Raw genomic sequence first — 21,404 nt, 5'->3', positions numbered from 1 at the left:
TATGTCGTCCGCGGCCGAAATGCCGGACCTTCGAATCGGCGATACCGATGCTGTGCCGATCCTTTGCCTCGCCCGTCGTCCGCTGCCCACCGATGTCCGAAATGTCCCTGGGTAGGTTGAGTGCACCGAGGAGTCCAGCCGTCGCTCGCCCGCGCGGGCCCGGGAGCAGGAGACGCACACATGAGCATCCGGATCGGGTACAAGGCCTCGGCCGAGCAGTTCGGGCCGCGGGACCTGGTGGAGTTCGGCGTCGCCGCCGAGCAGCACGGCTTCGACAGTGCCGTGGTCAGCGACCACTTCCAGCCGTGGCGGCACAACGGCGGGCACGCGCCTTTCTCGATCTCCTGGATGACCGCGGTCGGCGAGCGCACCGAGCGCATCACGCTGGGGACCTCGGTGCTCACCGCGACGTTCCGCTACAACCCGGCAGTGATCGCGCAGGCATTCGCCACGATGGGCTGCCTGTACCCGGACCGGATCATGCTCGGCCTGGGCACCGGCGAGGCGCTGAACGACGTGGCCGTCACGGGTATGGAGTGGCCGGAGTTCAAGGAGCGCTTCGCCCGGATGCGTGAGGCCATCGACCTGATGCGCCGGTTGTGGACCGAGGACCACGTCGACCACGACGGCGAGTACTACAAGACCGTGGGCGCGACGATCTACGACAAGCCTGCCAGGCCGGTCCCGGTCTACGTCGCTGCGGGCGGCCCGGTCGTGGCCCGATACGCCGGTCGCGTCGGCGACGGCTTCATCTGCACCTCGGGCAAGGGCATGAAGCTGTACCAGGAGGAGTTGGTACCGGCGTTGACCGAGGGCCTGGAGAAGGCCGGGCGCACCCCCGAGTCGTTGGACCGGATGATCGAGGTCAAGCTCTCCTACGACCACGACGCCGACTTCGCGCTGCACGCGACCCGCTTCTGGGCGCCGCTGTCGCTGACCGCCGAGCAGAAGCACAGTGTGCACAGCTCGCAGGAGATGGAGCGCCTGGCCGACGAGCTGCCCATCGAGCAGGTGGCCAAGCGCTGGATCGTCGCGGCCAAACCCGACGAGGTGCTCGAGGGCCTCAAGCCCTACATCGACGCGGGCTTCACCAACTTGGTCTTCCACGCCCCGGGCGCGGACCAGGTTCGCTTCATGGATCAGTTCGCCGCGGACGTCATGCCCGCGCTCCGCGCCCTGTCCTGACCCCGGGTACCGCATCTCCTGGCGCGTCGCGCGCCCTTCCCCGTCGCGGAAGGGCGCGCCACACGCCAGGAGATGGGAGTTGTCGTCGGCGTCGGGTAGTCCGGCATCGAGGCGCCATCCGCGATCGCCGTGAATTCGCCGTCGAAGCCGTCCGGGCCGGCCGTCCTCAAGGTGAAGATGACCAGCACGCCGTCGCGTCCACCGACGGTGCGGAATTTGTGCGCGTCGATGTGGCAGAAGGTCGGTGGAGGCTGCCGGCCCTCGGGCACGGCACCGGGTTCCAGCAGCGAGCCCAGCGGTTTCGGCGCGACGTTTTCGGCCGGCCGGTGAGCGTCCACCCGTCCGACTACGAAGGCCGGAAACGGTCCGATCGAGCAGTCGATGGAGATACCGGGGATCGGGCGATGGAGGCGCTCGCGGTGCTTCCGGGAGCCGCCTGCTCATTTGATGAGGTCCCCCACGGCCGCCTCCAGAGCAGTCGGCGACAGCGTGGGCGACCACGCGCAGTAGGGCTGCTCCGGTAAGCCGCAGGCCGTGCCGTAGACGTCGCGGTTTGCCTCGGCCGGTGAGCCCAAGCCGTCCAGGAAGGAGCTGCCTACCGCGATCAGGGCAGGATCACTCGTCCTGGTCTACGTCCACGACGCCTTGCCACGGCGACGGCGAACAAGATCGCCAGAGTGACGCCGACGCCGGCAATCACGCAAGTGACCACCTTCGCCACGCAACCCCAACGGATCGCCATCCCGCCCTCCCGTCGGGGGCGTTCAGGCGGGGTCGGGCAGTTCCGGATGCGCCCCGTCGAGCGGCGCGTCGCCCGGCAGCGCGTGGGCGACCTCGTACGCGCTGAGCATGTCGATGCGGCGGATGTGCCGCGGGTCCTGGCTGAACGGGGTGTCCAGGAAGCGTTCGACGAACGTGACCGCCTCGGCCACGGTGTGCATCCGGGCGCCGATGCTGAGCACGTTGGCGTCGTTGTGCTCCCGGCCGAGTTGGGCGGTCTCCAACGACCACGCCAACGCGGCGCGCACGCCGGGCACCTTGTTGGCCGCCATGGCCTCACCGTTGCCCGAGCCACCTATGACGATCCCGAGGCTGCCCGGGTCGGCGACGGTGCGGGCGGCAGCGCGCAGGACGAACGGCGGGTAGTCGTCCTGCGGGTCGTAGGCGATCGGCCCGCAGTCGACGGGTTCCTCACCGCGGTCCTCGAGCCACTTCAGCAGATGGGCCTTGAGCTCGTAGCCCGCGTGGTCCGAACCCAGGTAGACGCGCATGGGCGGAGTCTCTCAAAGGCAGGTGGCGGTCCCGGCCGCCGGGCCGCCGGTGTCGCTCGGGCGGCTCGACGCACTGGCCCACCTGAAGTGTCCGCATGACACCATGGCTCGGTTGTGACCGAGCCGTCGATCAGGAGTTCCCGTGCCCGGCAAGAACCTGACCCGAGACGAGGCGGGCGACCGCGCCGGCCGACTGGACGTCGGGACGTACACCGTCGAACTCGACCTGACCAGCGACGGGCCGACCTACCTGTCCACCACGGTCATCGGCTTCACCGCCGCCGACGCCGGCGAGTCATTTGTGGACCTGATCGCACCGGAGGTCACCGAGCTGACCCTGAACGGTCGATCGTTGGACCCGGCCACGCACTTCGACGGGACACGGATCAGGCTGCCCGCGCTGGAGAACAGCAACACCCTGCGGGTCGTGGCCAACTGCGCCTACATGAACACCGGTGAGGGCCTGCACCGGTTCATCGACCCGGTCGACAGCCGCACCTACCTGTACACCCAGTTCGAGGTCGCCGACGCCAAGCGGGTGTTCGCCTGCTTCGACCAGCCGGACCTGAAGGCCACCTTCCAGCTCACGGTGCTGGCCCCGGCCGACTGGGCCGTGTTCTCCAACGCCACCACCCCGGAGCCACGCCCGGTGTCCGGGCGGTCCGGCGCGGCGGCCTGGGCGTTCGAGGCCACCCCGCCGATCTCCACCTACATCACCGCGCTGGTCGCCGGCGGCTACCACGTCGAGCGCGACGTCTACCGCCGCGGCGACCTGGAGATCCCGATGGCGGTGGCCTGCCGAGCCTCGCTGGCCGAGCACCTCGACGCGGCCGAGATCTTCGACGTCACCAAGCGCGGATTCGACTTCTTCCTCGACCTCTTCGCGCACCCGTACCCGTTCACCAAGTACGACCAGCTGTTCGTGCCCGAGTACAACGCCGGCGCCATGGAGAACGCCGGCTGCGTGACGATCCTCGAGGACTACGTCTTCCGCTCCAAGGTCACCGACGCCACCTACGAGCGCCGGGCCGAGACGATCCTGCACGAGTTGGCGCACATGTGGTTCGGCGACCTGGTCACCATGCGGTGGTGGGACGACCTGTGGCTGAACGAGTCCTTCGCCACCTTCGTCTCGGTGCTGGCCCAGGCCGAGTCGACCCGGTGGACCAACGCCTGGACCACGTTCGCCAACGTGGAGAAGACCTGGGCCTACCGCCAGGACCAGCTGCCCTCCACCCACCCGATCGTCGCCGACATCACCGACCTGGCCGACGTCGAGGTCAATTTCGACGGCATCACCTACGCCAAGGGCGCTTCGGTGCTCAAGCAGTTGGTGGCCTGGGTCGGCCACGACAACTTCTTCGAGGCGATCCGGCGTTACTTCTCCCGCCACGCCTGGGGAAACACCACGTTGGCCGACTTGATGGTGATGCTCGAGGAGACCTCGGGCCGCGACCTGACCACCTGGTCGCAACTGTGGCTGCAGACCGCGGGCGTCAACGTGCTGCGGCCGGAGTTCACCCTCGACGAGGCCGGGAACTTCGCCGAGTTCGCCGTCGTCCAGACCGCGGTGCCGGAGTACCCGACCATCCGACCGCACCGGATCGCCATTGGCAGATACGATCTGACGGAGGGTCAGCTCAGGCGGCGCGACCGGATCGAGATCGACATCGCCGGTCCGCGCACCGAGGTGCCCGAGTTGGTCGGCACCATGGGCGCCGACCTGGTCCTGGTCAACGACGACGACCTGACCTACGCGAAGATCCGTCTGGACCAGCATTCCCTGGCGACCGTGGGCCGCAGCATCGGCGCGTTCGTCGACTCGCTGCCGCGCACCCTGTGCTGGGCCGCGGCCTGGGACATGACCCGCGACGCGGAACTGCCCGCGCGGGAGTACGTCGAGCTGGTGCTGCGCGGCATCGACTTCGAGACCGACATCGTCGTCGAGCAGGCACTGCAGCGGCAGGCCGTCGCGGCACTGCACTCCTTCGCCGACCCCGGCTACCGCGACACCGGCTTGGCCCGGCTGGGCAACGCCGCGCTCGAGCGACTGCGCAAGGCCGCGCCGGGCAGCGACCGACAGCTGTCGTGGGCCCGAACGTTCGCCGGCGTCGCCCGCGGCGAGGAGCAGCTCGAGGTGCTCTCCGGCCTGTTGTCCGGCGCGCACTCGCTGGACGGGCTGGTGATGGACCCGGACCTGCGTTGGCACCTGCTGCGCCGCCTGGTCACCTGCGGGGCCGCCGGGGCGACCGACATCGAGAAGGAACTGGCCGTCGACGACACCGCCGCCGGACGCCGCTACGCCGCGGCCGCGCTGGCCTCCCGGCCGACGATCGCCGCCAAGGAGGAGGCCTGGGCCTCGGTCGTCCGCGACGACTCGCTGCCGAACGCCACCCAAGCCGCTGTCATCGGCGGCCTCAACCAGCCCGAGCAGACAGCGCTGACCGAGGTGTTCGTGAGGCGCTACTTCGAGGCCCTGCCGACCGTGTGGGAGCAGCGCACCAACAAGATCGCCCAGGGCCTGGTCGTCGGCCTCTACCCGTCGTTCCGGATCGAGCAGTCGACCCTGGACCTGACCGACGAGTTCCTGGCCACGCAGCGGCCGCCGGCGCTGCGCCGCCTGCTGCTGGAGAGTCGCGACGGGATCGTGCGGGCCATGCGCGCCCGCGAGTGCGACCACGCCCGCGCCTGAGCCGCCCCGCCCCGCCCCACTACCGCCCCACTACCGCCACTTCTGCTGCCTGTCCCACCTATCGCGGCCTCGCGATACGTGGGACAGGCAGCAGAAGTCGGAAAGGGGGGCTCAGATGCCGCCGGTATGCAGCGATTGCGGGTGTCGGGCGTGCTCGGCCAGGACCTGCAGGCCCTGCGCGATGCCGCCGGCCAGGTTCCCGGCCGCGAAGGCGGAGGTCATGCTCATGGCGGCCAACGTGCAGGCGCGGTCGTCGAGCCAACGTCGGGCCCGCGAGCCGGTGACGACCTCCAGGGCGCGGGCGGCAGGGTCCACGAAGACCAGCACCGTGTCCGGTGCCTCGGCGCCGAGTTCGGTGTGCCGGCGGCGGGCGTACGCTCGGGCCGGACCCTCGCTCGGGCCGACGTAGACCGAGTAGGTCAGGCCGCTCTGTCGGCCGGCCGCCTGGATCGCGCGAATGATCTCCTCGCGCTGCCGCGGCGAGAATGCGTCACCAGCGAGCACTGCTTCCTCCGTCGCCAGCCTCACCGGCACCACCCGTCTCACCAGTTGCAACGATCGTACCGGTCAGGGCCTCGCGCTTCTTCGTTCCGGTGACCTGCGTGGCGCCGTACCCGCCATGCTCCGGCTCGGCTGCCTCACCCGGGCCGCCGTACCACTCCGGAGTGCCGTCCCAACCGAGCCCCGGCCGGTAGCGCGGGCCGCGGGCCAGCGACGGCAGCGAGACCAGCAGCGCGATCAGCAAGGAAATACCCACCGGGATCACGCCGAAGATCAGCAGGGCTTTCAACGTGGAGATCTGGGGCCCCGGGTCGTCGCCGTCCTCCCGGTGCAGGGCCAGCGCGGCGGGCGCCACCAGCACGGTCGAGGTCAGGCACGCGGTCACGAGAACACCCAGCACGGCGGCGCGAGCGCCGCGGCGGGTCGGGGAAACGTAAACCCTGGTCACGGCGCAAAGGTTAGCGAACCCCGAACCGGCCGCCGGCGTGGGCGCCGCCGGCCGGGTGACCTCAGCGCAGGGCGGCCCGCGCGTTCGCCGTGAACAGCGCGGCCAACTCGGCGACCCGCGCAGAACCGCGCAGGTCGGAGAGCAGCACCGGGCGACCCTCGGCGTCCAGCAGGGGCAGTTCCCAGTTCGGGTACTCCCGGTGGGTGCCGGGCTGGTTGTGGGTGCGCCGGTCGCCAACCGCGTCGGCCAGGCTCACCCCGCGCAGCCCACAGGGAGTCATCGCCAGGAACCGGTGCAGCGCCAGGACCATGCCCTCGGTGGCGCCGACGTCGCCGACCGCGCCGCCGCGTTCGATGCCCAACCGGTCCAGCAACGCGCGCCACTGGGCAAGCTCGGCGGTCAGCGCCGCCCACTCCTGATCCACCGGCACCTTGAGCAACCCCAACCGGTGGCGCAGGCTGACATGTTCGCCGGTCAGGTAGCCCCTGGTGGGTGGCAGGTCGTGAGTGGTGACCGTGCCCAGACACATCCGACGCCACTCCTGTGGCTCCAGCGGGCCGTCCTCGTCCCGCTCGAACCACAGGATCGAGGTGCCGAGCATCCCCCGCTCGGCCAGGTAGTCGCGCACCCACGGCTCGACTGTGCCGAGGTCCTCCCCGATGACCACCGCGCCGGCCCGCTGCGCCTCCAGCGCCAGGATGCCGACCATCGCCTCGTGGTCGTACCGGACGTAGGTGCCGTCGGTCGGCTTGCCGCCCGGCGGGACCCACCAGAGCCGGAACAGCCCCAGCACGTGGTCGGCGCGCAGCCCGCCACCGTGCCGCAGCACGGCGCGCAACAAATCGCGATACGGGGCATAGCCGGCCTCGGCCAGCGCCCTGGGCTTCCACGGCGGCTGGCTCCAGTCCTGCCCGTACTGGTTGAACCCGTCAGGCGGCGCCCCGACCGAGGCGCCGATCGCCAGCACGTCCTGCAGCGCCCACGAGTCCGCGCCGGTCGGGTGGATGCCGACGGCCAAGTCGTTGATCACGCCCAGCGCCATCCCCCCGGCGCGGGCCGTCGCCGCCGCGGCCGCCAGCTGGTCGTCGAGCTGCCACTGCAGCCAGGCGTGGAAGTCCACTCGGTCGGCCAGCTCGACGCGGCGAGCGGCGACCGCGGCGGTGGCCGGGTTGCGCAGCTCCTCGGGCCAGTCCAGCCAGTTGGTGCCGTGCGCCTCGACCAATGCGCTCCAGGTCGCGAAGTCCAGCAGCCCGACGCCCTCGCGATCGCGGAAGGCGTCGAACGCGGCCTGCCGCTCCGGTCGCCGTGGGACCGCGTGCAGCAACTCGGCGGCCTGCTGTTTGGCGGCCCACGCCCGGTCACGGTCGAGCAGGTCGTTCGGTCCGCCGCGGACCTGCAACGGCGCGCCGAGCTCGGCGATCCGGGCACGGGTCGCCGGGTCCGCGTCGACCAGCTCCGGGACCCGCTCGATCGACAGGTAGAGCGGGCTGACGAATCGGCGGGTCATCGGCAGGTACGGCGAGGGCTCGATCGGCGGGACCGGTGCCGCCGCGTGCAGCGGGTTGACCAGGAGGAACCCGGCGCCGAGAACGGTGGCCGACCAGGCGATCAGCTCGTCGAGCGCGGCGAGGTCGCCGAGGCCCCAGGAGGTCTCGGTACGCACCTGGTACAGCTGGGCCATCAGGCCCCACAGCTGGTGGTCCAGCGCCTGCGGCAGCTCCAGCCGTCGGGGCACGATCACCAGCGTCGTGGACTCGGTCCGCGACGGGCTCGACGCGTGCACCCGGTGCCAGCCCAGCGGCAGGTCGGCAGGCAGCGCGAAGGTCGCCTCGCCGATCAGCTCCGCCTCGACCTGCGCCGGGTCGACCCAACGGTCGAGTTGGCGGATGTCGTCCCGGGTCGTCCCGTCCTCGAGCTCGACGTGCACATCGACCGGTTCGCCGTGCTGGACGTGCACCCAGAACGTCGTCGGGGACGGATCATCAACCCGGCGCACCAGGCAGGGCGGGAGCATGCGCCGCCATCGGTCGGTGTCGAAGCGGGCCAACGCGACCTCGGCGGCGGCCTCCGAGGAGGCGTCGACGCCCATCGCGGAGAGGACGTCGACGATCGTCGACGGGGACACCTCGACGTACTCGCCGCGCCAGTCCCAGTACTCGGTGGCCACACCGTGCGCGGTGGCGACGGCGACCAGGTTCGGCTCGAGACGTTCCACGCGCCGATTCTTCCCCGACGGCGTTCCTGCTCCCGCCGGCGGGGCAGGCAAGTCGGGCAGGCGCCGCGATCGGGCGCTAGGCGGTCGCCTCGTCCGGGAAGCCGTAGCCGGCCAGATACGGCACCCAACGCGGGTCGTGCCGCCCGGTGCCGAGGATCCGCCACACCGGTCCGGTCGGCTGCCGCGGCGTCGGCCGTGCACCCCAGCCGAGCTCGGAGATGTGCCGGTCGCTCTTGACGTGGTTGCACCGGCGGCAGGCGGCCACCACGTTCTCCCAGACGTGCTGCCCGCCCCGGCTGCGGGGCACGACGTGGTCGACGCTGGTGGCCGCGGCCCCGCAGTACACGCAGCGCCCCCCGTCGCGGGCGAAGATCGCCCGGCGGGTCAACGGGATCCCGGCCCGGTGCGGGACCCGGACGTAGCGGTTGAGCCGCACCACCGCGGGCAGCGGCACAGCGACGGTGGCACTGTGCAGTACCGCGCCGGAGTCCTCGACCGTGGTCGCCTTGTCGTTCAGCACGAGGATCAGTGCGCGGCGCGCCGCCACGACGCACAGCGGCTCGTACGTCGCGTTCAGGACCAGCGCATGGCCCACCGCGCCTCCTCGCAGGAGACCGGCGCGGTCCACGCGCCGGTCGGCTGCACACAGTGTCCGTGACGAGGGCCGTTTTCGGCCAGAACATTCGGTGACGGCATTCGGCGGCGCGGTCCGCGGCCCCTCGGGCGACGCCTCCCGCCCAGTAGGTTGAGGGTCATGCCACCGACCTATCCGCCCACCGCACGTCAGGACATCGTCGAGGAGCTGCACGGGAAGCGGGTCGCGGACCCGTATCGCTGGCTGGAGGACGCGGCGAGCACCGAGACCACCGCCTGGGCGAGCGCGCAGGGCGAGCTGTTCGCGTCCCAGCGCGACACCTGGCCCGGCCGCGACGGGCTGCGGGCCCGGTTGAGCGCGCTGCTGCGGGCCGGGGTGGTCAGCTCACCGGCCTGGCGCGGGCAGCGGCAGTTCTTCATGCGTCGGGTGGCCGACCAGGAGCACGCTGTGCTGCTCACCGTCGAGGAGGACGGCACCGAGCGGGTGCTGCTGAACCCGATGGCGATCGACCCGACCGGCCGGACCACGCTGGATGCCTGGCAGCCGTCGAAGGACGGCCGGCTGATGGCCTACCAGCTGTCCGAGGGCGGCACGGAGGAGTCGGTGCTGCGGGTGATCGACGTGGTCAGCGGCGAGCTGCTCGACGGCCCGATCGATCGCGCCCGGTACTCCCCCGTCGCCTGGATCCCCGGCGGCAAGGCGTACTACTACGTCCGGCGGCTGCCCGCCGAGGCCGTGCCGGTCGGCGAGGGCCAGTACCACCGCCGGATCTTCCTGCACCAGGTCGGCACCCACCCGGACACCGACTTGATGGTCTTCGGTGAGGGCCTGGACAAGACCAACTACTACGGGGTCTCGGTCAGCCGCGACGGCCGCTGGCTGACCGTCACCGCCAACACCGGAACCGCGCCGCGCAACGACGTCTGGATCGCGGACCTGACCGACGGCACCCCCGACCGACCCAGCCTGGTCGTGGTGCAGCAGGGCGTCGACGCGTCGACCGGGATCGAGGTCGGCCGCGACGCGCGGCTGTATGTGTTCACCGACGCCGACTCGCCGCGCGGTCGGCTCTGTGTGACCGACCCGGGCCGTCCGACCGCCGAGCACTGGGTCGACCTGATCGGCGAGGACCCGGAGGCCGTGCTCGACGGCTACGCGATCCTTGACGGCGCCGAGCTGCGCGACCAACCTGTGCTGCTCTGTGCCTGGACCCGACACGCGGTCAGCGAGCTCACCCGGCACGACCTACGTACCGGCGAGAAGCTGGGCACCGTCCCGCTGCCCGGGCTGGGCTCGATCGGCGGGATCTCCGAGCGGCCGGAGGGCGGCCACGAGGCGTGGTTCGGCTACACCGACCACACCACGCCCTCGAGCGTCCACCACTACGACGCCCGCACCGACACGACCACCCTGTGGGCGCAGGCCCCGGGTCAGGTCGAGGTGCCGGATGTGACTACCCGTCAGGTCAGCTACACCTCCCGTGACGGCACGACCGTGCGGATGTTCGTGATCCACCGCAGCGACTACGACCCGGCCGCCGACGGCCCGCGGCCGACCACGCTCTACGGCTACGGCGGCTTCGGCATCTCGCTGACCCCGGCGTTCTCCGCGGGGATCCTCGCCTGGGTGGAGGCAGGCGGCGTCTACGCCGTCGCCAACCTGCGTGGCGGCGGTGAGGAAGGCGAGAGCTGGCACCGCGACGGAATGCTGGGCAAGAAGCAGAACGTCTTCGACGACTTCCACGCCGGCGGCGAATGGCTGGTCGCGCACGGCTGGACCACCCCGGACCGGCTGTCGATCTCCGGCGGCTCCAACGGAGGCCTGCTGGTCGGTGCCGCGATGACCCAGCGCCCCGACCTGTTCGCCGCGGTCGTCTGCTCGGCCCCGCTGCTCGACATGGTCCGCTACGAGCAGTTCGGCCTCGGGCAGACGTGGAACAGTGAGTACGGCACTGCGCAGGACCCGGAGCAACTCGGTTGGCTCCTCGACTACTCGCCGTACCACCGGGTCGCCGAAGGCGTCGCGTACCCCGCGCTGCTGCTGACGGTCTTCGACGGCGACACCCGCGTCGACACCATGCACGCCCGCAAGTTCGCCGCCGCGCTGCAGCACGCGACCACCTCCGAGGCCCCGATCCTGGTGCGGGCCGAGGCCGACGTCGGCCACGGCGCGCGGGCAGTGAGCCGCGCGGTCGACGTCAGCGTCGACGCCCTGACCTTCGCGGCCGCGCACAGCGGAGGATTGGCGTTCTGACGATGGCGGTCGTGCTGCCCGCGGCCACGCCAGTGCCCAGCCCGGGCCCGGTGTTGTTCCAGAACACCGTCCCCTGCTACGAGCGTGCCGGGGCGTCGCTGTGCAAGGAGGTCCAGCGACTCACGCACAGCAACTGGCTGGCGCAGTCCTCCGACTGGTTGATCACCAAGCCGGCCCGCATCCTGATGATCATCATCGTCGCGGCTCTGCTGAAGAAGCTGTCCCACCGCGCGATCAACCGGTTGTGCGAACGGGCGGCCACCGCCTCGGTGTCCGGGGTGATCACCCGCGGGCGGCTGGGTCACCACTCGAACGAGTCGACCCTGGCGAATGAACGTCGCCGGCAACGCGCGGCGACCATGGCCTCGGTGCTGCAGAGCATCGCGACCGGGGTCATCTACGCGATCGCGTTGCTGATGACTCTCTCGGAACTGACCTTCAACATAGGTCCGTTGATCGCCAGTGCCGGGATCATCGGCGTGGCCATCGGTTTCGGCTCACAGAGCCTGGTCAAGGACTTCCTGTCCGGGGTCTTCATGGTCCTGGAGGACCAGTACGGCGTTGGTGACTGGGTCGACCTGGGCAACGCGAAAGGCGTGGTGGAGTCCGTGGGCCTGCGGGTCACCCGGGTCCGCGACATCGACGGCACGGTTTGGTTCGCTCGCAACGGCGAGATCCTGCGCGTCGGCAACAAGAGCCAAGGCTGGGCACGTGCCGTGTTGGACATCGACGTGGCGTACGACACCGACATTGCCCACGTTCGCGACCTGTTGCTGGAGACCGCCACTCAGTTGTTCGCCGAGCCGCAGAACCGGGGTCTGGCGTTGGAGCCACCCGAGGTGTGGGGCGTCCAGGCGCTGTCGTCCGACTCCGTCGTCATGCGCCTGGCGGTCAAGACGCAGCCGTTGAAGCAATGGGCCGTGGCTCGCATGCTGCGTGAGCGCATAAAGACGGCCTTCGACGCCGCCGGCATCGAGATCCCGTTCCCGCAGCGGTCGGTCTGGGTACGCCACGAGGAACCTCCGGCTACGCAATCGGAGCAGGACGACGGACGGGCACGCCCCGACGAACCGTGGATGGGACAGTGACGCCGTGAGCTTCGATGGGGTTCCACCGGGTTTCTACGAGGCGGTCGGCGGGGATGAGACGTTCCGCCTGTTGGTGCACCGGTTCTACGCCGGGGTCGCGCAGGATCCGGAACTTCGGCCGCTGTACCCCGAGCAGGACCTGAGCGGGGCCGAGGAACGGCTGCGGTTGTTCCTCATGCAGTACTGGGGCGGACCGACCACGTACTCCGAGCAGCGCGGCCACCCGCGGCTGCGGATGCGCCACCACCCGTTCGTGATCCGGTTGACCGAGCGCGACCTGTGGCTCAAGCACATGCGCGCGGCCCTGGACTCCCTCGAGCTCGACCCGGAGTTCAAGGATCCACTGTGGTCCTACCTGGAGATGGCCGCCCACAGCATGGTCAACGCGCCGGGCTGACCGGCGCCGGCTCGGCCGCCTCGACGAACGGCTGCAGTGTCGCCGTCTCCTCCGGGGTCAGGCGCCGCGGACGGTCGGCCGTGAAGTCGAAGGGCGCCAGCACCGTGCGGGCCCGACAGTAGGCGACCCCGGCACCGTCGGCGTCGTCGTGCAACTCGCACACCACGGTGACCGTGGCCGCCCGCAGCTCGCTGATCCAGGTGTGGGCCGTCAACGGTGCCCCGGTCAGGACCAACGGCCGGTGGAACCACATCCGCATCCGGGCGACCACCAGCGAACCGAGCAGGCTCTGCCCCGGCGTGCCGCGCAACCGGAACCCGAACATCTGCGCCCGGGCCTCCTGCACGTAGACGGACCAGGCCACGTTGTTCACGTGGGCGTAGGCGTCCATGTCGGCCCAGCGCGGCCGGATCTCGCTGATGTGGCGCGTCATGCGGACACCTGCGAGTCCGGGTCGCGGTGGCGCACCAGGAAGGCCCGTTCGTAGTCCCGCAGCGGCCGCGGCCGGGTGCTGACCCGGTCGATGGCCACCAGCCGGGAGGTCCCCGAGGCGTACTCCACCGGGTCCGGCCCGGTGTCGCGAATGCTCTGCCGGACCGACCACGAGGTACGCCCCAGATGAGTGACCCAGGTGCACACCACGACCGGGTCCGGGCGGAACAGGATCGGCCGCCGGAAGGCGATCTCCAGCTCGGCGATCACGAACCCGTCGGACTCCTGAGCGTCCGGACCGCGGAGCCCGTCGGCCTGACCGGCCAGGAAACTCATCATCTCGATCCGGGCCTGCTCCAGGTAGCGCAGGTACACCGTGTTGTTGACGTGCCGGTACGCGTCGATGTCGATCCACCGGACCTGACACACCGTCACATACGGTGACGGGACTGCCGCTTGGAGCACGTCAGTCCCGCGACAGGCGACGGTAGGTGGCCCGGTGCGGACGCAGCGACTCGGCGCCGAGACGCTGGGCCTTGTTCTTCTCGTAGGACTCGAAGTTGCCCTCGAACCAGAACCAGTCCGAGTCGCCCTCGTAGGCCAGGATGTGGGTCGCCACGCGGTCGAGGAACCACCGGTCGTGGGAGATGACCACGGCGCAGCCGGGGAATTCCAGCAGCGCGTCCTCCAACGAGGAGAGGGTATCCACGTCGAGGTCGTTGGTCGGCTCGTCGAGCAGGATCAGGTTGCCGCCCAACTTCAACGTCAACGCCAGGTTCAGCCGGTTTCGCTCACCACCGGAGAGCACCTTCGACGGCTTCTGCTGGTCCGGGCCCTTGAACCCGAACGCGGAGACATAGGCACGGCTGGGCACCTCGACCTGGCCGACCTTGATGTAGTCCAGCTCGTCGGAGACGATCTGCCAGACGTTCTTGGCCGGGTCCAGGTTGCTCCGCCCCTGGTCGACGTAGGAGATCTTCACCGTCTGGCCGACCTTGATCGTGCCGGAGTCGGGCGTCTCCTCGTCCAGCAGCATCTTGAACAGCGTGGTCTTGCCCGCGCCGTTCGGGCCGATCACGCCGACGATCCCGTTGCGTGGCAAGGAGAAACTCAGCTTGTCGATCAGCAACCGGTCGCCGAAGCCCTTGGACAGCTTGTCGACCTCGATGACCACGTCGCCCAGGCGCGGGCCCGGCGGGATCTGGATCTCCTCGAAGTCCATCTTGCGGAACTTGTCGGCCTCCGCGGCCATCTCCTCGTAGCGCTCCAGGCGGGCCTTGCTCTTGGACTGGCGGGCCTTGGGGCTGGACCGGACCCACTCGAGTTCCTGCTCCAACCGCTTCTTGCGCTTGGCGTCCTTCTGCCCCTCGACCTTCAGCCGGGTCGCCTTGGCCTCGAGGTAGGTCGAGTAGTTCCCCTCGTAGGGGTAGGCGCGGCCGCGGTCGAGCTCGAGGATCCATTCCGCGACGTTGTCCAGGAAGTACCGATCGTGAGTGACCGCCACGACCGTGCCGGGGTACTTCTCCAGATGCTGCTCCAGCCACTCGACCGACTCCGCGTCGAGGTGGTTGGTGGGTTCGTCGAGCAGGAGCAGGTCCGGGGCCTCCATGAGCAGCTTGCACAGCGCGACGCGACGCCGCTCACCACCGGAGAGGACCGAGACGTCGGCGTCCGGCGGCGGGCACCGCAGGGCATCCATCGCCATCTCGATCTGCGAGTCCAGTTCCCAGGCGTTGCGGTGCTCGATGAGGTCGGAGAGCTTGCCCATCTCCTCCATCAACTCGTCGCTGTAATCGGTGGCCATGAGCTCGGAGACCTCGTTGTAGCGATCGAGGATCGCCTTGGTCGCGGCCACACCCTCCTCGACGTTGCCCAGAACGGTCTTGCTCTCGTTCAGCGGCGGCTCCTGGAGCAGGATCCCGACGGTGTAGCCCGGGGACAGGAATGCGTCGCCGTTGGACGGATGCTGCAGACCGGCCATGATCTGGAGCACAGTGGACTTACCCGCGCCGTTGGGTCCGACGACACCGATCTTGGCTCCCGGGAGGAACGACAGCGTGACGTCGTCCAGGATCACCTTGTCGCCGTGCGCCTTGCGGGTCTTGCGCATCGTGTAAATGAACTCGGCCATGCCCCAACCCTACGTTCAGCCGGCGGGTGCGCCCGCACACCGCCGGCACCGCTGCACCGCAGGTGACGTATCGCACTCGTTCGACCCGGCGCAGCCGCCGGCGCGCCGTGTCAGGCGGCGCTCTCGGCCCGGCCGGTAGGCATCGGCTCCTCGGCGGCGGGCGGCTCGGCGAAGGACTCCCCGACCGACACGGACTCGGGACGCTCGGCCTCCCGACGCTGCTTGCGGAAGCTCGACACCCCGTAGGCCAGGTCGTGACCCACGTGGCTGGCCGTGATGTGGGCGTCGCGACCGCGCTTGTCCTCGCGTTGCCACTCCCGCATGCTCAGCTTGCCCTGGACGATGATCGGGTCGCCCTTGACCACCGAACCGGCGACGTGGTCGGCCAACCGACGGAAGCAGGCCACGTCGTAGAAGCTGGTCGCGCCGTTGGTCCACTCGCCGTCCCGTTCGGTGCGCGGGGTGTGCGCCAACCGGAACGCGGTCAGCACTCCCCCGGCCGTCTGCAGGTGGCGCGGGTCGTCGGCCACGTTCCCGGTGATGGTCACCCACAACTCGTTCACTTCGTCCCCCTTCTGCGGTGCCCGGTGGTCGCCGTCGGGCGACGAACTCACCCTGCCTGCGCCGACCCGGCACCGCGCGGGGCGATCGTCGCTCTGTGGACAACTTCGCGCTGTGGACAACTTCGCCTTGTGGAAACCGCCCTCGCCCCCGCACTGCCGCACGCGGCACAATCGGAGGACCCGACCGCCCGACCGGGCGCCGCGGCCGAGCGCCCGTAGCTCAGTGGATAGAGCGACTGCCTTCTAAGCAGCCGGTCGTTGGTTCGAATCCAACCGGGCGCACCTCGCGAATTCGCTGGCAGAGCCATGTTCCTGGTGACTACGCGATTGTTCGCGGGTTGGTCGACCCGACTCGTGCCCGTTCCGTGCCGATGTGTTCGCGGCGGTCGTGGCCTTGTCCTGACGCTGCGCGAGCACCAACTCGCCGGCCTCGATGAGGTCGTCGAGGACGTCGGACTCTATGCGGACGTGGCCGCCGACCTTGGTGAAGGCGATTCGTCGTTCCGCGATCAGACGGCGGATGAAGCGGGTGATTCCCTTGCCAGGTCCGCAGTGGCTTGGGTAGGTATGCGCGGTGGTGATACAGCCGCTGTGCGGTCCGGAGCTGGTTCACCGCTGAACCCGGCGCCCTCGTGACGCGCGTCCGGGCGGGCGATCGCCTTCGACGGCGTGAGGGCCGGTGCGGTGACTGTCGCAGAACGCGGTCCCCCGCGCGGACTAGTCCACTGGCCCCGCGTCCGGCCGGTGCGCAACCTGGCGAGCAGCAGAGCGCGCCGCCGGGAAGCCGGCCCGGGCACCGGCTGTCCGCCGAACGACCCTGATCCGTGGTGCAGCAGCAGTTGGGGCCAAGCCCGTATCGAGGGGGAATCCGGTGTCCGAGCGCTTCACCAACCGAAACCGCCTGCTCGCCGTTTGTCTGGCTGCCGGGGGGTTGTTGACGGTCGCGGCGCCCGGTCTGGCCGCCAAACGCACCCCGACCTCACCCGCCGCACCCGCTCTACCAGGCGCGGGTGCACCGGCGGCGGGCACCGTGTTCATCGCCGACCTCAGCGGGCGGGTCTTGAGGGTCCCCCCCGGTGGCGGGACCCAGACCACCGTCGCCAGCGGCCTGAACCAACCGCAAGGGGTTGCCGTGGACAACGCCGGCAACGTCTACATCGCCGACACCCTGCACAACCAGGTGCTGTTGGTCCCCGCGGGCGGCGGGACCCCGACCACCGTCGGCGCCGGCCTGCACGATCCGTGGGGGGTTGCCGTGGACAACGCCGGGAACGTCTACATCGCCGACGAAGGCGACAGCCAGGTCGTTGAGGTCCCCGCCGGTGGCGGTACCCAGACCACCGTCGGCACCGGCCTGAGCTTCCCGCAAGGGGTGGCCGTGGACGGCGCCGGGGACGTGTTCATCGCCGACACCGGCAACAAACAGGTCGTGGAGGTCCCCGCGGGCGGCGGGACCCAGACCACCGTCGGCACCGGCCTGATCGTCCCGTTCGGGGTTGCCGTGGACAACGCCGGGGACGTCTACATCGTCGACCCCGCCGACAGCCAGGTCGTTGAGGTCCCCCCTGGCGGCGGCACCCAGACCACCGTCGGCACCGGCTTGAGCCACCCGCAAGGGGTGGCCGTGGACAACGCCGGGAACGTCTACATCGCCGACACCGACGACAGCCAGGTCGTTGAGGTCGCCGCCGGTGGCGGTACCCAGACCACCGTCGGCACCGGCCTGAGCCGCCCGCTCGCGGTGGCGGTCTATTCGCCGGCCTCCACCGGGACTACGGGACCGACCGGGGCCACCGGACCGACCGGGGCCACCGGACCGACCGGGGCCACCGGACCGACCGGGGCCACCGGACCGACCGGGGCCACCGGACCAACCGGAGCCACCGGGGCGACCGGAGCAGGCGCCACCGGAGCCACCGGAGCCACCGGAGCCACCGGAGCCACCGGAGCCACCGGGGCGACCGGGGCGACCGGGGCGACCGGGGCGACCGGGGCGACCGGTGCAGGCGCCACCGGAGCCAGCGGAGCTACCGGAGCTACCGGAGCCACCGGAGCCAGCGGAGCCACCGGAGCCAGCGGAGCCACCGGAGCCACCGGAGCCACCGGGGCGACCGGAGCGGCCAGCACCGTGCCCGGACCCACAGGCGCCACCGGAGCCACCGGCAGCACGGGGACAACCGGCGCCACGGGTGCGACCGGTGTCGGCACGACCGGCGCCACCGGTGCGCAAGGCGTGCCAGGGCCCCCAGGACCCCCAGGACCCCCAGGGCCCCCAGGGCCGGCAAGAGACGACCATCATCGCCACCACGATGACGACGACCCCTTCGGAGACGAATTCCCGTTCGGCGCCGGAGGATTCCCGTCCAGGATCTGACAAGAACGCCGAGCGCCCCTGGAGCGAGGCCCACACACCTGTGGGCCCCGATCAGCCGCGGTTGCGGCCATGGTCGGCCGGCTCGCCTCGACCGCGGCATCATGCCGGGGTCTGAGCACACGGCAGAGCGGGCCGGCCGCCGTCCTGTTCTTTCCTGCCCATGCGGTATCACCCGGATCCGCGACGAGTCGCGCGACCCGGGCGATCGAGTCGGGGGTGGCGTGCCGGGTCGGTTGGATCTGCTGCCGGCGAATCTCGACATCTAAGGCAGCGACTCCGGCGCGAAATCGCGCGGCGGGTGCAAATTCTGGCGAGACCGAATTCGCCGAGGTCGCCCGGCGCCGGAATCGCGGCCATTAAACCCATCGGCGCCGCTCCCCGACCGGGAAACGGCGCCGACTGGTTCGACGGATCTGCGGTCCGGACCCCCCGGAACGAACCGCTGACCCGCCAGGTCAGCGTGCGGTGAGCGCGTAGGCCAGCATGCACATCAGCGCAGCGAACCAAGCGGTACCGGCAACCACCAGCGACCAACGCCGGTCGAAGACCAAGACATTCTCTTCCATCGGATCCATCCCCCCGAGCACAATATTCACGAATTCCGGCAACAGATCATTTCGGCGTTCCGGCCCCGGAACGCGGAATTCCTCGACCTGTTCCAATCGTATGGATCCGGGCGGGACAAGGATCATCCGTTCAGCCAGTCTCGGCTGCACCGTTCGGACCGGATCGCACCGATGCCGAAAGCCATCGAGTGCGGACGAACCCACGTGCTCACCAAGATCCCCCGACCGGGCCCGCTCACCCGTATCCTCCGCACATGGGTCGGCACAGTGCCCCGGGGCAGTCGGCCACCCCACCGGCCACGCCACCACCGGCCGGGCCGACGCTCGTCATCGAGCCCGTGCGGCCCGCGCAAACAGCCCCCGACGCGCCCGTCCGAGGTGGGCGGCACGCCGCCGCGCGCCCCGACGTCGAGTCGGCGGTCGCCCAGGTGGTCCTCGCCGAGCGGACGCCACCGACCGGGGTGCAGCACCACCGGCACGCGGCCCGGCCGGTTCCCCCGCCGAGCCAGGGTCCGGGCCTCGAGGTGCTCGCCTGGACCGGTTTCGCCGCCGTGGTCGCATGGGCGATCATCGCGGCCGGCCACGACCTGTCCGAGGCGACCGCCTGGGCGTTGGGGGGCGCGGTGTTGGTGCCGATCGCTTTGCTGTCCCTGGCGCCCGCGTGGCTGCGCGAGCGTCGGGCCCGCCGCCGCGACCAATAGCGACCAATAGGCTGGACGGCATGAACGATCGGCTGGTCTGGATCGACTGCGAGATGACGGGGCTCGACCTCGAGCATGACGCGTTGATCGAGATCGCCGCGTTGGTCACCGACGGCGAGTTGAACGTGCTGGGAGACGGGGTCGACGTAGTCATCCGCCCGCCCGACGCGGCGGTGGCGCAGATGGTCGAGGTCGTCCGCGAGATGCACACCTCCTCCGGCCTGCTGACCGAGCTGGCCGGCGGGGCCGCGTTGGCCGACGCCGAGCACGCCGTGCTGGAGTACATCCGCAAGTGGGTGCCCGAGGCCGGCAAGGTCCCACTGGCGGGCAACTCGGTGGCCACCGACCGCAGCTTCATCACCCGAGACATGGCCGACCTCGACCGGCACCTGCACTACCGGATCGTCGACGTGTCCAGCCTCAAGGAACTGGCCCGGCGCTGGTACCCGCGGGTGTACTACAACGCCCCGGCGAAGACCGGCAACCACCGGGCGCTGGCCGACATCCGCGAGAGCATCCGCGAACTGCGCTACTACCGCCAGGCCCTGTTCGTTCCGCAGCCGGGCCCGGACACCTCCTCGGCACGCAGCATCGCCGCGGAGGTCGTAGCGGCCGACGCGAGCACCTGAGGCCGATCCGCCGGGGGTAGCGGCAAACCGTCCCGGATCAGGCAAGTCTGTCAGCCGGATGTGACACCATCGAACGTTGCGACGCGCACGGTCGGAGATCGGCTACGATCCCGTAGTCCCACGCAGCGGGACGATGGTGGGTGTAGCTCAGTTGGCAGAGCACCGGGTTGTGGTCCCGGGTGTCGGGGGTTCAAGTCCCCTCACTCACCCCATCTCGATCGGCAGGTGTGCCGGCGGCTCAGCCGCCGGACACCTCCGGACACCATTCGTAAACTGGACGCGGATCTGACGTTCCGTCAGACCGGATGGCCCACGATCTGCGACCCGTCCGGCCCAAGATCGCCACGGTCGACCCGTTCGGCCCAACAGCTCGACGCCGGCGGCGCGGCCGATCTCTACTTCATGAGCGACCTCGAGTCGGCCGGCGCCCAATTGGGCACGGAACTGATCCTGGCGATGCTGGCCGCTCGCGTGCCGCTGATGCTTCTGCCTCACCTGGCCGGGTTCGAGAAGCCCGCTGCTCGGTCCGATTTCTCGGCCGGCGACCAGTACTGCTAACGTTCTCAACCGCGCGCCGCTAGCTCAATTGGCAGAGCAGCGGACTCTTAATCCGCGGGTTCGGGGTTCAAGTCCCTGGCGGCGCACCCCTCCCCAGCGCAGACGTCCTCACCGGGCGCCTGCGCTGGTGCATTTCCAAGCTCTTTTGTCACGGAGTGGTCACATGCGGGCAGTCACGCGGGCTCCGCGGGACCAGGTTCGCGGCCCGCTGCGAGGCGTCGCGGCCGACCCCCTCGAGCAGGCCGTCAGTACCCCAAACCCGTCGGCCGAGGGTCCGACGGGGGCCGCCCCGGCCGACTGTGGCCAATTCGCGGAGTCCTCGGCTCCTTCGGGGTGTCGGTCAGCAAGCACGAGTCGGCGACGATGGTTCCGGGGATGTACGGGAACCACGCGGCCCTGGACATCGAGGCCGGCAAGGACTGGTACGTCGGCTTCCTCGACCTCTCGCCCGGGTTCAGCAGCGGCTGGATCGTCCACAAACCGCAGGTAAACATCATCTCCGGCGGCGAACTCGCCCACGTCGTGGCCCGCGACGGCAAGTTCGATAAGAAATGCCTGGCGGCGCCTGCCGATCAGGCCTTGACGATCGACTTCAAGAACCTGGACCGCGGCCTTCCGCACAACGTGGCCATCCATCGGGACCAGAAGGCGCGGACGTAGTTGTTCCGCGGCGATCTGGTCCGCGGACCGGGGGTGAGCACTTACTTCGTCCCGGGCCCTGCCGGCGGGACGGTGGTTCTTCCGGTGCGACCCCACCCCGAGATGAACGGGACGTTCCTCGCCGGGAATGCGTAGGCCGGGATCA

Annotated in this window: 22 protein-coding genes and 3 tRNA genes; 13 read left to right on the top strand and 12 right to left on the bottom strand. The window is 70.2% G+C overall.

Annotation, left to right across the window (positions count from 1 at the left end):
• Nucleotides 1-180: 180 nt before the first annotated feature.
• Complete coding sequence (fgd, locus tag VHU88_20590; protein HEX3614096.1) at nucleotides 181-1,185, top strand: glucose-6-phosphate dehydrogenase (coenzyme-F420); 1,005 nt, start codon at nucleotides 181-183, stop codon at nucleotides 1,183-1,185.
• Here the strand turns inward: fgd and VHU88_20585 are convergent.
• Both VHU88_20585 and VHU88_20580 read right to left on the bottom strand, forming a co-directional pair.
• On the bottom strand, nucleotides 1,140-1,523 hold the full coding sequence (locus VHU88_20585; protein HEX3614095.1) for a hypothetical protein: 384 nt from the start codon (nucleotides 1,521-1,523) through the stop codon (nucleotides 1,140-1,142). The two genes, fgd and VHU88_20585, sit on opposite strands and share 46 nt — an antisense overlap.
• 426 nt (nucleotides 1,524-1,949) lie before the next feature.
• Complete coding sequence (locus VHU88_20580) at nucleotides 1,950-2,456, bottom strand: ribose-5-phosphate isomerase (GenBank protein HEX3614094.1); 507 nt, start codon at nucleotides 2,454-2,456, stop codon at nucleotides 1,950-1,952.
• A gap of 142 nt (nucleotides 2,457-2,598) precedes the next feature.
• Here VHU88_20580 and pepN point away from each other — a divergent pair, with 142 nt between their 5' ends.
• Nucleotides 2,599-5,148 carry an aminopeptidase N gene (gene pepN, locus VHU88_20575; protein HEX3614093.1) on the top strand — a complete coding sequence of 850 codons (2,550 nt, stop codon included), beginning with the start codon at nucleotides 2,599-2,601 and terminating at the stop codon, nucleotides 5,146-5,148.
• A 111-nt stretch (nucleotides 5,149-5,259) separates the two neighbouring features.
• Here the strand turns inward: pepN and VHU88_20570 are convergent, their stop codons facing one another.
• From VHU88_20570 to VHU88_20555, 4 genes are all read right to left on the bottom strand, one after another.
• The gene (locus VHU88_20570; GenBank protein HEX3614092.1) at nucleotides 5,260-5,652 is read right to left on the bottom strand and encodes a DUF5130 family protein; all 393 of its coding nucleotides are present in this window, start codon (nucleotides 5,650-5,652) and stop codon (nucleotides 5,260-5,262) included.
• Complete coding sequence (locus tag VHU88_20565) at nucleotides 5,639-6,097, bottom strand: hypothetical protein (protein ID HEX3614091.1); 459 nt, start codon at nucleotides 6,095-6,097, stop codon at nucleotides 5,639-5,641. Before VHU88_20565 ends, VHU88_20570 begins: the two co-directional genes overlap by 14 nt.
• Nucleotides 6,098-6,158: 61 nt before the next feature.
• Nucleotides 6,159-8,312 (bottom strand): 4-alpha-glucanotransferase, encoded by a 2,154-nt coding sequence (gene malQ / locus VHU88_20560; protein ID HEX3614090.1) that lies wholly within the window; start codon nucleotides 8,310-8,312, stop codon nucleotides 6,159-6,161.
• Between the two features lie 76 nt (nucleotides 8,313-8,388).
• The gene (locus tag VHU88_20555) at nucleotides 8,389-8,907 is read right to left on the bottom strand and encodes an HNH endonuclease (GenBank protein ID HEX3614089.1); all 519 of its coding nucleotides are present in this window, start codon (nucleotides 8,905-8,907) and stop codon (nucleotides 8,389-8,391) included.
• 159 nt (nucleotides 8,908-9,066) lie between these two features.
• On the opposite strand from VHU88_20555, the gene VHU88_20550 reads away from it, so the two are divergent.
• The 3 genes from VHU88_20550 to VHU88_20540 are packed head-to-tail and all read left to right on the top strand — an operon-like array spanning nucleotide 9,067 to nucleotide 12,645.
• Nucleotides 9,067-11,160: a prolyl oligopeptidase family serine peptidase gene (locus tag VHU88_20550; GenBank protein ID HEX3614088.1), complete on the top strand. Its 2,094-nt coding sequence runs from the start codon at nucleotides 9,067-9,069 to the stop codon at nucleotides 11,158-11,160.
• 2 nt (nucleotides 11,161-11,162) lie between these two features.
• Entirely contained in the window at nucleotides 11,163-12,248 is a 1,086-nt protein-coding gene (locus VHU88_20545; protein ID HEX3614087.1) for a mechanosensitive ion channel family protein, read from the top strand.
• 4 nt (nucleotides 12,249-12,252) lie between these two features.
• Complete coding sequence (locus tag VHU88_20540; GenBank protein ID HEX3614086.1) at nucleotides 12,253-12,645, top strand: globin; 393 nt, start codon at nucleotides 12,253-12,255, stop codon at nucleotides 12,643-12,645.
• Here VHU88_20540 and VHU88_20535 read toward each other — a convergent pair.
• The 4 genes from VHU88_20535 to VHU88_20520 form a co-directional block, all read right to left on the bottom strand.
• Nucleotides 12,629-13,078, bottom strand: a complete 450-nt coding sequence (locus VHU88_20535; GenBank protein ID HEX3614085.1) for a thioesterase family protein — start codon at nucleotides 13,076-13,078, stop codon at nucleotides 12,629-12,631. The genes VHU88_20540 and VHU88_20535 overlap by 17 nt on opposite strands.
• Nucleotides 13,075-13,506, bottom strand: a complete 432-nt coding sequence (locus VHU88_20530) for an acyl-CoA thioesterase (protein HEX3614084.1) — start codon at nucleotides 13,504-13,506, stop codon at nucleotides 13,075-13,077. Before VHU88_20530 ends, VHU88_20535 begins: the two co-directional genes overlap by 4 nt.
• Before the next feature lie 37 nt (nucleotides 13,507-13,543).
• A complete protein-coding gene (gene ettA, locus VHU88_20525) occupies nucleotides 13,544-15,208 on the bottom strand; it encodes an energy-dependent translational throttle protein EttA (GenBank protein HEX3614083.1) in 1,665 nt (554 codons plus the stop codon).
• Nucleotides 15,209-15,318: 110 nt separating this feature from the next.
• Entirely contained in the window at nucleotides 15,319-15,771 is a 453-nt protein-coding gene (locus tag VHU88_20520) for a single-stranded DNA-binding protein (GenBank protein ID HEX3614082.1), read from the bottom strand.
• 209 nt (nucleotides 15,772-15,980) lie between these two features.
• Between VHU88_20520 and VHU88_20515 the strand changes: the two genes are divergently transcribed.
• Nucleotides 15,981-16,053 (top strand) — tRNA-Arg (locus VHU88_20515).
• On the opposite strand, the gene VHU88_20510 is transcribed toward VHU88_20515, so the two are convergent.
• Nucleotides 16,015-16,293 carry a hypothetical protein gene (locus VHU88_20510; protein ID HEX3614081.1) on the bottom strand — a complete coding sequence of 93 codons (279 nt, stop codon included), beginning with the start codon at nucleotides 16,291-16,293 and terminating at the stop codon, nucleotides 16,015-16,017. The two genes, VHU88_20515 and VHU88_20510, sit on opposite strands and share 39 nt — an antisense overlap.
• Nucleotides 16,294-16,642: 349 nt before the next feature.
• On the opposite strand from VHU88_20510, the gene VHU88_20505 reads away from it, so the two are divergent.
• Nucleotides 16,643-18,145, top strand: coding sequence for a hypothetical protein (locus VHU88_20505; GenBank protein HEX3614080.1), 1,503 nt, complete (start codon nucleotides 16,643-16,645; stop codon nucleotides 18,143-18,145).
• A gap of 455 nt (nucleotides 18,146-18,600) precedes the next feature.
• Here VHU88_20505 and VHU88_20500 read toward each other — a convergent pair whose 3' ends face one another.
• Nucleotides 18,601-18,807, bottom strand: a complete 207-nt coding sequence (locus VHU88_20500) for a hypothetical protein (GenBank protein ID HEX3614079.1) — start codon at nucleotides 18,805-18,807, stop codon at nucleotides 18,601-18,603.
• 158 nt (nucleotides 18,808-18,965) lie between these two features.
• Here VHU88_20500 and VHU88_20495 point away from each other — a divergent pair, with 158 nt between their 5' ends.
• From VHU88_20495 to VHU88_20470, 6 genes are all read left to right on the top strand, one after another.
• Nucleotides 18,966-19,412 (top strand): hypothetical protein, encoded by a 447-nt coding sequence (locus VHU88_20495; protein ID HEX3614078.1) that lies wholly within the window; start codon nucleotides 18,966-18,968, stop codon nucleotides 19,410-19,412.
• A gap of 20 nt (nucleotides 19,413-19,432) precedes the next feature.
• Entirely contained in the window at nucleotides 19,433-20,041 is a 609-nt protein-coding gene (gene orn, locus VHU88_20490) for an oligoribonuclease (protein ID HEX3614077.1), read from the top strand.
• A 136-nt stretch (nucleotides 20,042-20,177) separates the two neighbouring features.
• Nucleotides 20,178-20,253, top strand: a tRNA-His gene (locus VHU88_20485).
• A gap of 190 nt (nucleotides 20,254-20,443) precedes the next feature.
• The gene (locus VHU88_20480; GenBank protein HEX3614076.1) at nucleotides 20,444-20,599 is read left to right on the top strand and encodes a hypothetical protein; all 156 of its coding nucleotides are present in this window, start codon (nucleotides 20,444-20,446) and stop codon (nucleotides 20,597-20,599) included.
• Nucleotides 20,600-20,612: 13 nt separating this feature from the next.
• A tRNA-Lys gene (locus VHU88_20475) sits at nucleotides 20,613-20,685 on the top strand.
• Between the two features lie 247 nt (nucleotides 20,686-20,932).
• Entirely contained in the window at nucleotides 20,933-21,259 is a 327-nt protein-coding gene (locus tag VHU88_20470; GenBank protein ID HEX3614075.1) for a hypothetical protein, read from the top strand.
• Nucleotides 21,260-21,404: the final 145 nt, after the last annotated feature.

It is taken from the genome of Sporichthyaceae bacterium (assembly GCA_036269075.1).
Taxonomy (GTDB): Bacteria; Actinomycetota; Actinomycetes; order Sporichthyales; family Sporichthyaceae; genus DASQPJ01.
The sequence above is the reverse complement of the archived record's forward strand: the minus strand, read 5'-3'. Positions and strand labels throughout refer to the sequence as shown.

Bases quoted from the DNA above. Each gene is read 5' to 3' on its own strand.
- fgd (HEX3614096.1), top strand. From the start codon at position 181: ATGAGCATCCGGATCGGGTACAAGGCCTCGGCCGAGCAGTTCGGGCCG.
- VHU88_20580 (HEX3614094.1), bottom strand. From the start codon at position 2,456: ATGCGCGTCTACCTGGGTTCGGACCACGCGGGCTACGAGCTCAAGGCC.
- VHU88_20550 (HEX3614088.1), top strand. From the start codon at position 9,067: ATGCCACCGACCTATCCGCCCACCGCACGTCAGGACATCGTCGAGGAG.
- VHU88_20545 (HEX3614087.1), top strand. From the start codon at position 11,163: ATGGCGGTCGTGCTGCCCGCGGCCACGCCAGTGCCCAGCCCGGGCCCG.
- VHU88_20535 (HEX3614085.1), bottom strand. From the start codon at position 13,078: ATGACGCGCCACATCAGCGAGATCCGGCCGCGCTGGGCCGACATGGAC.
- ettA (HEX3614083.1), bottom strand. From the start codon at position 15,208: ATGGCCGAGTTCATTTACACGATGCGCAAGACCCGCAAGGCGCACGGC.
- VHU88_20495 (HEX3614078.1), top strand. From the start codon at position 18,966: ATGGGTCGGCACAGTGCCCCGGGGCAGTCGGCCACCCCACCGGCCACG.
- orn (HEX3614077.1), top strand. From the start codon at position 19,433: ATGAACGATCGGCTGGTCTGGATCGACTGCGAGATGACGGGGCTCGAC.
- VHU88_20480 (HEX3614076.1), top strand. From the start codon at position 20,444: ATGAGCGACCTCGAGTCGGCCGGCGCCCAATTGGGCACGGAACTGATC.